Origin of the sequence: Prevotella sp. oral taxon 475, from assembly GCF_018127805.1 — a bacterium.
Lineage (GTDB): Bacteria > Bacteroidota > Bacteroidia > Bacteroidales > Bacteroidaceae > Prevotella.
Map to the genome: position 1 here is coordinate 645868 of NZ_CP072334.1, position 11633 is coordinate 657500.

At 49.7% G+C, this 11633-nt stretch carries 5 protein-coding genes, 2 tRNA genes and 2 rRNA genes (1 of these 9 running past the window's edge); 5 read left to right on the forward strand and 4 right to left on the reverse strand.

Annotation, left to right across the window (positions count from 1 at the left end; translation table 11 throughout):
• Positions 1-11 precede the first annotated feature (11 nt).
• The gene (locus J5A66_RS02450) at positions 12-3296 is read right to left on the reverse strand and encodes a TonB-dependent receptor (RefSeq protein WP_211790883.1); all 3285 of its coding nucleotides are present in this window, start codon (positions 3294-3296) and stop codon (positions 12-14) included.
• Between the two features lie 703 nt (positions 3297-3999).
• Here J5A66_RS02450 and J5A66_RS02455 point away from each other — a divergent pair.
• Positions 4000-4260, forward strand: coding sequence for a SemiSWEET family transporter (locus J5A66_RS02455; protein ID WP_211790884.1), 261 nt, complete (start codon positions 4000-4002; stop codon positions 4258-4260).
• Between the two features lie 130 nt (positions 4261-4390).
• Here J5A66_RS02455 and J5A66_RS02460 read toward each other — a convergent pair whose 3' ends face one another.
• From J5A66_RS02460 to J5A66_RS02470, 3 genes are all read right to left on the reverse strand, one after another.
• Positions 4391-5227, reverse strand: a complete 837-nt coding sequence (locus tag J5A66_RS02460) for a hypothetical protein (RefSeq protein ID WP_211790885.1) — start codon at positions 5225-5227, stop codon at positions 4391-4393.
• Between the two features lie 128 nt (positions 5228-5355).
• Complete coding sequence (locus tag J5A66_RS02465; RefSeq protein WP_211790886.1) at positions 5356-7164, reverse strand: DNA mismatch repair protein MutS; 1809 nt, start codon at positions 7162-7164, stop codon at positions 5356-5358.
• A 484-nt stretch (positions 7165-7648) separates the two neighbouring features.
• Positions 7649-7849: a hypothetical protein gene (locus tag J5A66_RS02470; RefSeq protein ID WP_211790887.1), complete on the reverse strand. Its 201-nt coding sequence runs from the start codon at positions 7847-7849 to the stop codon at positions 7649-7651.
• 384 nt (positions 7850-8233) lie between these two features.
• Between J5A66_RS02470 and J5A66_RS02475 the strand changes: the two genes are divergently transcribed.
• The 4 genes from J5A66_RS02475 to J5A66_RS02490 form a co-directional block, all read left to right on the forward strand.
• Positions 8234-9763, forward strand: a 16S ribosomal RNA gene (locus J5A66_RS02475).
• A 137-nt stretch (positions 9764-9900) separates the two neighbouring features.
• Positions 9901-9974, forward strand: a tRNA-Ile gene (locus J5A66_RS02480).
• Positions 9975-10083: 109 nt separating this feature from the next.
• Positions 10084-10157: transfer RNA gene (locus J5A66_RS02485), tRNA-Ala, on the forward strand.
• Positions 10158-10305: 148 nt separating this feature from the next.
• A 23S ribosomal RNA gene (locus J5A66_RS02490) occupies positions 10306-11633 on the forward strand; it runs 1581 nt beyond the window's last position.
• The 16S and 23S rRNA genes sit together here with 2 tRNA genes alongside, the layout of an rRNA operon.

The window sequence follows — 11633 nt, forward strand, 5'->3', positions numbered from 1 at the left end:
GTTTTTAATTGTTAGAATACGGCTTGAACGCCAAACGAAAGTGTGCGCGAGAAAGGATAGCTGCGGCCAAACGACCAGGAAGCTTCTTTCTTGAAGTCGCTCCGATAGGTAGTTGTCTCGGGGTCGATGGGGAGGTTGAGACTATCGAACTCGAAGAGGTTTTCTGCACTGAAGTAGATGCGGAAACTCTGTAAGCAGATTTTCTTCACGATGTCATTGGGCAGCGTATAGCCCAAGGTGAGGTTCTTGCAGCGCAGATAAGCCATGTTGGCCAGGTAGCGTGTTTGGCGCAAGAAGTTCTTTGCGTTACTGTTCCAGGCCATGTTGGCGGGCCGGGGATAGAAAGCTCCGGTGTTGGTAGGTGTCCAATAGTCCATCTGATGTTCAAAGGCGGCGTCCATATAGCCCGAGCCTCCGGAGGGGATGGCTAAAGAACCCACGGCCCAGAAGTCACGTTTGCCCACGCCTTGGAAGAAAGCACTGAAGTCGAAACCTTTGTAGGTGGCACCGAGAGTGAAGCTGTATTCGTAGTTGGGCAGGTAGTTGCCAATCACTTTCTGGTCGCCCGGATGTTCGACGGTGTTCTTTCCGTAGGTAATCTTGCCGTCTCCGTCGAGGTCTTTGTATTTCACGTCGCCCGGACCGAACTTGAATGCGCCCGATTCGTAGAGAGCTTGTGAGGGGATACCGTCTTTAAGAGTGCCGTCGGGTTTGAAGTCGTCGGCCTGAAAGAGGCGATCGGTTTCATATCCCCAGATCTCTCCGAGGCGTTTGCCTTTGTAGTTACCGTCGATGTCGCGCGATTGCGAGTTGAACTTCGTAATCTTTTCCGTAACGTGAGAGAAACTGGCGGCGAGCGATACGCCCAGTCCGTTGTTGAATTGGTGCTGATAAGTGATGCCCAGTTCGAGGCCGGTGCCGGTGAGTTCGCCAAAGTTGATTTTGGGAGCCTTGGCTCCGAAGGTAGAAGGAAGCGTCTCTCCGTTGGTGTGCATGTCGGAAGTGACGCGGCGATACCAGTCGAAGGTGAAGTTGAGCTCATTGTTAAAGAAGCCAGCCTCTAAACCCAGGTCGATGGTAGAGACGCGTTCCCAGGTCAGACTGCCTGAGTGGATCGTGGGCGACTTCAGTCCCAGCACCTCTTTTCCACCTACTACCCAGTCGGAAGCTGTCGATGTGATGGTCGAAAGGTAAGAGTAGGCCTCTACGTCCTGGTTTCCTATCGTTCCCCACGAGCCTCTCAGCTTTAGATTGGAGAGGGCTGGCTTGGCCCAGGCAAAGAATTTCTCTTCTGAAGCACGCCAACCGGCGGAGAAAGAGGGGAAGAAGGCGAACTTCTTACCAGTGGGGAAGTTGGACGAACCGTCGTAACGGGCGTTGAACTCGAAGAGATAGCGTTGCAAGAAGTCGTAGTTCACACGACCGAAGAAGCCTGCAGCAGCAAAGTCTTTATGGAAGCTGTCGTCGCTGTCGAAGGCATATTGGTCGCCTCCGGTCATAGCAATCTCGGTCAGCGAAGTGTTGAAGAGCCCTCTACGCTCGGAGTAGTGGCCCAGTCCTTCGCGTGTTTCTGCGTCGAAACCGGCCATTAATTTCAGAGCGTGATCTTTGTTGATGTTCATGTTATAGGTGGCATAACCCTTGAAAATGTTTTGCAACGTGTAGCGACTGATCTGCACCACACGATCATGCGTTGTGCCATAGATGCTTTGATAGCTGCTGAAGGGGGCTGTGGCAAACATGTTATAGGCCATCACCGTTCCTCCGTTGCGTTTCTTGGCATCGTTGCTATAAGAGAAGGTGTAGTCGAAGTTCACCGTGAGGTTCTTCAACGGTGTGATTTCCGTTCCCACATTGGCACGCACATAGGTGGTGGCGAGACTCTCGCGATTGCCGTTTTTGATGTCGGTCACGGCCGAACGGAACGGTTTTCCCTGATAGTCGGCATACGGATACCAGCGAGGCCAGCGCAGCAGATAGAACCAAGCATCATACTGACCCGAGGTGAATCGATAGGGTTCGTCGTGGTTGGTGCGGGTGAGAAGCACGTTTGTGCGCACCTTCCACCAGTCTGTGATGGCCGTTGTGATGTTGCTGTGCAGCGTATAACGGTCATATTGATCGGTGTTGAACTTCATCACACCGCTCTGGGTGAGATAGCTCAGGCTGATGTTATACGTCGTGCGTTTGTTACCACCCGTTACCGAGAGGTTATGGTTCTGTTGCGGTGTCCATTTGCGGGTGAACTCTTTGATGGGGTCGAACGAACGGTAGAAATACGTCTTACCGTTTTTCAGCTCGAAGTCGCGTCCTTGCTGCATTTCTCCCAGTTCGGCTTGCGACATTCCGCCATATTTCTCTTCCCATTTCTTGATGTTGGCCACGGCATCCGCATCGATGGTGTAGCCGATATTGCTCTTTTGCGACACGCCTTCGCGTTGCATAATCTGCCAGATAAAGTCGGCATTAGCCGATGCTGAGGCCACTTTGGGGAGCTTGGTGGGGGTGTTCCAAGCAAAATTGTTCGAGTAGGATACGCGCACTTTGTCGTTCTTGGCTCCCTGCTTGGTGGTGATCAGAATCACGCCCCATGCGGCACGAGTTCCGTAAATAGAGGCCGACGCCGCATCTTTGAGCACCGAAATCGTCTCGATGTCGTCGGGATTGACGAGATTCAGACTGGGCACTTCGACGTTGTCTACCAAAATGAGCGGGGCCGTTCCGCCCTCTGCGCTGAGCGAACCCACAGAACCGCGCAGCTTCACAGACGATTCCGTGCCCACGCCGCCAATGCGATTGGTAATGGTCAGACCCGGGGTGATGCCCTGTAAGGCCTTGGCTACGTCGGTGATAGGTCGGCTGGCGATGGCTTCTTCGACGTTGACGTTGGCCACGGCACCGGTCAAATTCACCTTCTTTTGTGTACCATAACCTACGACAACCACTTCGTTGATTTGTCCGGCATCCTCTTCCAATGTGATTTTCATCGAGTGGGCGGCTGCCACTTTAACGGTTTTATAGCCCACATACGAGATGCTGAGCCGCTCGCCGGGCTTTGCTGCGATGGAGAAATGTCCGTTAAGGTCGGACACCACACCGATGTTTTTTCCCGCAATGGTGATGGTTGCACCCGTGATGGGGTCGCCCTGACGGTCGGTGATCACGCCCGAGAGTTTCTGTTGGTCTTGTTGCTCGGCGACGTTCCGTGCTGTTCCCGTCACCGCCATCGTGCTCAATGGGGCGGAAGCTCCCACCCATACGGCGAGCATTGTGTAGAAACAATAAGATTTCTTCATAAAGATATGATTGTTAAGTTGGAAATGTTAAGTAAAAAACTACGCCTGTCCCTCTGCCATTAGAGGGCATTTCATCTGTCTGTGCCTGGCAAGTCCTTTCTTTACGGGGTTAATAATATAGGATGGTTAAATCTCTTTCGCCCGCAGTTGCTGCGAGGCGTTTGTCAATAGGGTTGTCGCAAATTTACCGAAAATTAATATACATAGACTTATTTTTGTGTTAAAAATCATTTAAAACACAAGATTTAACATCCTCTTCGATCACGAAACAGATCGGCAGCGCAAAGCGTTGACCGGGCAAGGGAAGACTTTCTTCTCCTTCACCATTTCTCTCTGCCTCTTTATTTCTCTGGTTCTTTTTACTTACTCCTTCTCTTCTTTCTCCTTTCTCCTTTTCTCTTTCCTATTCCATCTCTTAGCTTTTACATGTCATTCTCTTAACTTTTGAGTCGCGTTTTCTTAGCTTTCAGCTCGCAAAAGCTTAGGTTTTGAAAGTTGATCTGTAAACGTTTGATTCTCAATGTTTTAGAAATCTGTTTTTGATGGATCATCTTTGCGGCAAGAAAAAGGCCATTCTCCGGACGGTAAGAAAGGAAAGGATGTCAGGATGGCTAACATGAAAAAATATCATTTGGAAGAGGATTTTGCCTGTTTTTTGAGGAGAAAAATCTACTTTTGCATGTTTAATCATAGATGATGAGAGATGAATAAAGAAAAATTTTTTGGTAATGTAGGTTGGATCGGTATGTGTACCTCCATCCTGATGTATGTGTTTTATTTTCCACAGATACAAGAAAACCTCAATGGCGACAAGGGTTCGTTCATCCAACCCTTTATGGCAGGTGTCAATTGCACGCTGTGGGTGTGCTACGGCTTGTTTAAAGAGAAGCGCGATTTCCCCTTGGTGCTGGCCAATGCGCCTGGTGTGATTTTTGGTTTCTTCGCTGCATTCACGGCGTTGTAGGTGGATGCTGGGGTGATCCATCCTGCGATTCAGAACAACTCTTTCAGGTTTCAAGCCTGCAACAACCAAGCGGAGGATGTGCCAACAGGCGCATCCTCCGCTTCTTTCTTTCTCCGCTGTATCTCTTTTCTTATTTCCGGGTGTGAAAATTCACCAGTCCGGGCAGCACGTCTGCCTCTATTCGGGCGGGCTGGAAGCTGAATTCGCGACACACTTCGCACAGTAAGTCGGCATAGTTGAGGGCGATGTTGCCCGTGAAATAAACGGGTTGCTGCCGGAAATCGTATTGTGTGAGGTTGCGTTGGATGAAGCTGCGAAAGCTCTCGGTCACCAACTGGTGCACATAAGGCTGACGTTGCCTGCCGCAAAGGAACATCGCCACGGAGGAGAGATAGTAGTGGGGGAGGGGTGTGTTGTAAACCGTTTCCATCACTTCGGCGGGTGTTGTGTTCTGCTGATATAGGAAATCGATCAGCAAATCTTCGGGGGCCAGCCGCTTCAAGACATCCGAGAGAAAGGCTTTTCCGATGGCCGAACCGCTGCCTTCGTCGCCTAAGATGAAGCCGCCGGGCTGAACGTTCTTCGCAATCTTCTCTCCGTCGTAGTAGCAAGAGTTCGATCCTGTGTCGAGAATACAGGCAATACCGGGTGTCTCGATGCACAGTCCGCGAGCCGCCGCCAGCAAGTCGCTCTCCACCATCACAGGTGTTTTGAACTGAGAGGTGAGCGAGAGCGACACAATTTTCTTCTTCGAGTCGTTGCTACAGCCCGCTCCGTAGTAGTAAATCCGCTGTAGCTTGCGGTGAAAACAGGTCTCGGGCAGACCCAGACGCACGCTTCGACTGATTTCTTTTCGGGTTTGAAAGTAGGGGTTGAGTCCTTCTGTTCTTTCTTTTTCAACGATTTCTCCGTCTTCTACAAACACCCAGTCGGTGTATCGAGAACCGCTTACGGCTATAAGTATCATGATGGTGTGAGGATTTTCTTTGTGAGGCTTGTTGTTCAAGCTATATATAAATAGGTGAAACTTCTCCGTTTTCTGCAAATAGGGCACTCTCTGCCTGTGTGTGTCTTGACCGATGAGCTGTCCTGGGCTCAGGCGTTGTCTTGCAGAATCTGTTTGAGGAGGAAGGTGGCGTTCTGATTTTGCGCCACGCCCCGACGGATTTTGTAGCTGTAGGTGACGTCGTCGCCCAGCTCAATTTCAAAACAATAGTTGGTGAAAGGACTGCCGGGAGCATCTTCCAACTTAGAAAGTTCGAGGTCGTGCGTGGCAATGAGTCCGCTCACGGGCTGTTTCGCGATGGTTTCGAGAAAGAGCCGAGAGCCGTTGAGCTTGTCGAGCGAGTTGGTGCCTTTGAGAATTTCGTCGAGAATAATCAAGGTGTAGCAGTGCCGACGGCAAAAGGAGAGCAACTGTTCGAGCCGAAGCAGTTCGGCGTTGAAGTAGGAAATGCCGTGGGTGAGGTCGTCGCTGGTGCGCATACTGCTGAATAGCTGAAAACAAGATACCTGCATCCGACGCGCAAACACAGACAGACCGGCCATCGCCAACACGTAGTTCACTCCTACCGAACGTAGAAAAGTGCTTTTGCCAGCCATGTTCGCACCCGTTATGATCTGATATTCGGCATGCCCCAAGCTGAAGTCGTTGCGAACGGCTTGGGGTCCGAGGAAGGGGTGATACAGTTGTTCGGCATGATAGAAAATGCCGTCTGTACCGACGATTTCGGCCTCTACAGCTTCGGGATGATTGAAACGGAAGGTGGCCATCGACACGTTGGCGTCTATTTCGCTCACTGCATCCACCCACTGAGCGATCTTTTCCATGTAGGATTGTTGCCATTTGAGAAAATTGCGCACCAGGAAAAAGTCGCTCAGAAACAAGGTGTTGGAAAGCATCAGTCCCAAGATGTTGCCACGACGATCTAACGTGTCGAGGATTTTCTCCAGGCGGTTGAACGATTCGAGAGCACCCTTCAGAGTCTCTGTTGCCTGAAGGGTGAGCGTAGCCTTGAAATCTTCGTCTGCCAATAGACGCAGAATGTGGATGTAGGCTTTCAGCTCTGGATGTAGCACACCCACGCATTGATTCACCATCCGAAGCGATTTCGCGCAGACAAGAAGGGCTCCGAAAAAGTGGATCGTTCCCCACCAGATGGGAATTTGCGCGCTGAACGACGTGAAGATGGATAGGGTAAGCGAAACAAAAAAGCCCGCTATCGAGGCACAGACGAGTGCAACCTGCAGACGATGGGCGGCAAATTGCGGGATGGAAATGGTTTTGGCTTCGGCTAAGGCGGCGAGAATGCGTCGAGTGTCGATGCCTCCTGTCACGCGCCTACCCTCGGCAAGAAAAGCCATTCGCCAGGTTTCTTTCTGGGATAGTTCGTCGATGGCCTGCCGTCGCAGTGCAACCAGTTCCTGGGGCCTTGTCTCGTCGGCAGGCAGGAGGGTGAGACGACGGGCCAATCGGTCGCTTCCACCACGACTCACGGTGCGATTGATGCGCTGAAAGAGCGATTTCGGACCGAAAATATCCAGGTCGTGGGCAAAGGGATGATGACTATCGGCATAGATGGAACCGTCGCCAAAGTCCTCAAAAAAACCTGTTAGATAGTCGAACTCAGCTTGATAAGTCTGCCGGAGCCGGTCGAGTGCATCGGTCTTTTCATCGTTCTTCACGTCGAAACGCCGCACAACGAGGTAGGCCAGCAGGCAGATCGCTGAGACATACAGCGTCCATCCGCCATTTTCTATCAAAGTATAAAGAATCACAAAACCCACCAAGGCAAGGAAAAAGACGATTTCGCCGATCACGAAAAGTCTATTCCGACGTTTCAAAATCGAAATCTCGGCAGTTAGTTTCTCAATGTGGGTGTGGTAAAATGCGGGTAAATTCATAACCGTTTGCGCGTGTCTCGAGATGGAATAAAGATGTTGTGAAAGCTTTGTTTCTAATGATGGGTTGATGTTTTCAGGCCTTTCTGTATCGAAATGAGTTCTTCTGTCGACAAAAATTCGGCGTTATCGGTCACTCTGATCACTCATAGATGTGCATTCTTGCATGCAAACAAGGATAGGCTCCTGCTCAACCAGGTTGCGATATATGGGAGGATGGATGTCGAATTTTTGACTTGTGACAATTTGCATAACCCTTTCTTTTTGAAGTTCTTTATACAAAGATAGACGTTTTGTCGTTCATCAGCAAACTTTTCTCCCTTTTTCTTTGTCTCTGATCCTTTACCACTGATTCCCGTTTCTTATCTTTTGCCGTTTGTTTTCTTATCTTTTGCCTGTCGTTTTCTTATCTTTTGGCGTGTAAAAGCTAAGAGATGGCAGGGTGTTTTGTAAGGTGTTGATGATGAGAGGGTTATGTAGTGTGTTTTCATTCAGGTTTTGAGGTGTGGAGAAGGAGGTTTTCAGTAGCGGAGATGATGGCGTTGAGCGGTGGGAAAGAAGGTGTTTGGGTTGATGGTTGAAGATTTTCGCGGTGTTTTTTTCTGGATGGAAGTTTGGTGATTGATTGTCGACTTTCCTGGATGGTGTGGTTTGCTGGTTGCTGAATCTGTGTTGATCGATTTTTCATGTCCTTCTTTTGGTTGTATAATATATATAAGGTGTATGTTGTTCTTTTGGTCTTATGTTGTAAATAATTATAAAAACATAGATAGTTATAAAATATTTTCTTTGTGTTTTCTTGTGTGTGGTTGTTTTTTGTTTTACCTTTGCATCCGCTTTCGGGTTATTTTTTAGCTTTGGGAGCGTATTGAAAAGAGTTCATTGAAAGTATTGATAGACAGTAGTAGTACAAGAGCGGGTGACGCCTTTTGAGGTGTTACTTTATATGGACGATGAGACCTGGGTGCTTAATTAGCATCTTTTTGATAAAGCGATGTGAGTTGTAAGACTTTTATTGTTTTATAGGTATAGTCCAATCGGGAAATGCATTTTAAATGCGAACGTCATTTTTACAATGGAGAGTTTGATCCTGGCTCAGGATGAACGCTAGCTACAGGCTTAACACATGCAAGTCGCGGGGCAGCATGTTGGTTGCTTGCAACCGATGATGGCGACCGGCGCACGGGTGAGTAACGCGTATCCAACCTACCTATTACCACGGGATAACCCGGCGAAAGTCGGACTAATACCGTATGTGGTCTTCGATTGGCATCAGCAGTAGACTAAAGGTTTTGCGGTAATAGATGGGGATGCGTCCGATTAGTTAGTTGGCGGGGTAACGGCCCACCAAGACATCGATCGGTAGGGGTTCTGAGAGGAAGGTCCCCCACACTGGAACTGAGACACGGTCCAGACTCCTACGGGAGGCAGCAGTGAGGAATATTGGTCAATGGGCGTAAGCCTGAACCAGCCAAGTAGCGTGCAGGATGACGGCCCTATGGGTTGTAAACTGCTTTTATGCAAGAATAAATTAGCCTACGTGTGGGTTATTGCAGGTATTGCATGAATAAGGACCGGCTAATTCCGTGCCAGCAGCCGCGGTAATACGGAAGGTCCGGGCGTTATCCGGATTTATTGGGTTTAAAGGGAGCGTAGGCGGCCTTTTAAGCGTGTTGTGAAATTCAGTTGCTCAACATCTGACTTGCAGCGCGAACTGGGGGGCTTGAGTATGCTGAAGGTAGGCGGAATTCGTGGTGTAGCGGTGAAATGCTTAGATATCACGAAGAACTCCGATTGCGAAGGCAGCTTACTGCAGCTTAACTGACGCTGATGCTCGAAAGCGTGGGTATCGAACAGGATTAGATACCCTGGTAGTCCACGCGGTAAACGATGGATGCTCGTTGTTGGTATATATATATCAGTGACCAAGTGAAAACGTTAAGCATCCCACCTGGGGAGTACGCCGGCAACGGTGAAACTCAAAGGAATTGACGGGGGCCCGCACAAGCGGAGGAACATGTGGTTTAATTCGATGATACGCGAGGAACCTTACCCGGGCTTGAACTGCAGCGGAACGATTCAGAGATGATGAGGTCCTTCGGGACTGCTGCGGAGGTGCTGCATGGTTGTCGTCAGCTCGTGCCGTGAGGTGTCGGCTTAAGTGCCATAACGAGCGCAACCCCTTTTTATAGTTGCCATCGGGTAATGCCGGGCACTCTGTAGATACTGCCGCCGCAAGGTGTGAGGAAGGCGGGGATGACGTCAAATCAGCACGGCCCTTACGTCCGGGGCTACACACGTGTTACAATGGCGCGTACAGCGAGTTGGTGTTATGTGAGTAGCATCTAATCCTGAAAGCGCGCCTCAGTTCGGACTGGGGTCTGCAACCCGACCCCACGAAGCTGGATTCGCTAGTAATCGCGCATCAGCCATGGCGCGGTGAATACGTTCCCGGGCCTTGTACACACCGCCCGTCAAGCCATGAAAGCCGGGGGCGCCTGAAGTCCGTGACCGCAAGGGTCGGCCTAGGGTGAAACCGGTGATTGGGGCTAAGTCGTAACAAGGTAGCCGTACCGGAAGGTGCGGCTGGAACACCTCCTTTCTGGATGGGCTTACCTTCATCTTTTTTGAGATGGTTTTGGGTTTTGTTTGTTCTTAGCTCTTGTGCCTCTACTATTGTCTTTCTTTCCCGATAGGTTCCTCAGAGTCTTTAGGTTATAGATTTTGTTAAGCCTCCTGAGTCCTATAGCTCAGTTGGTTAGAGCGCCACACTGATAATGTGGAGGTCGGCAGTTCAAGTCTGCCTGGGACTACATCTGATTTGATAGAGTGATGTTTGAGGGTGGTAAGTTTACCTGAGCGTATACCTTTTATATGTAGGAGGTAAGTGAAGGAACCTTGGATTAGGAATCCCTATTTTTAGGGGGATTAGCTCAGCTGGCTAGAGCACCTGCTTTGCAAGCAGGGGGTCAACGGTTCGAATCCGTTATTCTCCACTTTGCGATGTGTATATATCGCATGAGTTCTTTGGCATATTGATACAAGCAAGACTGCATGAATAGACGAGGCAAATGATTGCCTATAATAGATGATGTAGCTGAAGTATGGGTATCTATCTTGATTTTATTTAAGGTAGTACTTTTTAAAGAAGCGAGATAAGGGCGCATGGCGGATGCCTAGGCTCACAGAGGCGATGAAGGACGTGATAAGCTGCGATAAGCTGCGTGTAGGTGCAAATAGCCATTGATACGCAGATTTCCGAATGGGACAACCCACCTGTTAGAAGGACAGGTATCACTGCAAAGGTAGTGAGGCAAACCGGGGGAACTGAAACATCTTAGTACCCCGAGGAAAAGAAAATAATTAAATGATTCCCTTAGTAGTGGCGAGCGAAGTGGGAAAAGCCCAAACCGGTGTTGTATTTTTGCAATGCCGGGGTAGTAGGACCGCGTTGTTGTACTTATTTGTTGAGAAGAACTCTTTGGAAAGAGAGATCATAGAGGGTGATAATCCCGTATTCGAAGACAATTAAGACATAGCGGTATCCTGAGTAGCGCGGGACACGAGAAATCCTGTGTGAATCTGCCGGGACCATCCGGTAAGGCTAAATACTCCTGTGAGACCGATAGTGAAATAGTACCGTGAGGGAAAGGTGAAAAGCACCCCAATGAGGGGAGTGAAATAGTTCCTGAAACCATGCGCCTACAAGCGGTCGGAGCTGCTTTTAGCAGTGACGGCGTGCCTTTTGCATAATGAACCTACGAGTTACCGTTACCAGCAAGGTTAAGAGTCATGAGACTTGAATCCGTAGTGGAAGCGAGCCTGAATAGGGCGTTTAAGTTGGTAGTGGTAGACGCGAAACCAAGTGATCTACACATGTCCAGGATGAAGTCCCGGTAACGCGGGATGGAGGTCCGAACGGATAAGCGTTGAAAAGCTTCCCGATGAGATGTGTGTAGGAGTGAAAGGCCAATCAAACTTGGAGATAGCTCGTACTCCCCGAAAGGCATTTAGGTGCCGCGTGCAGTGTTCTCCTCAGGAGGTAGAGCGACCGATAGGTCAAGAGGGCTTCACCGCCTATCGCGACCTGACGAACTCCGAATGCCTGTGGACAGAAGCTGTGCAGTAAGGGGGCGGGTGCTAAGGTCCGTCCCCGAGAGGAGAAGAATCCGGACCGCCGTCTAAGGTCCCGAAGTTTTGCCTAAGTTAGTCTAACGAAGTATGTTCCCGGTGACAGCCAGGATGTTGGCTTGGAAGCAGCCATTCATTCAAAGAGTGCGTAACAGCTCACTGGTCGAGGGGACGTGCATGGATAATAATCGGGTATAAGGCAAACACCGAAGACGCGGGATAGTAATGTAAATTAAAAGTATCGGTAGGGGAGCATTCCATGTGCGTAGAATGCGAGGGGTGACCCTTTCTGGAGCGCATGGAAAAGCAAATGTAGGTATAAGTAACGATAAGGAGGGTAA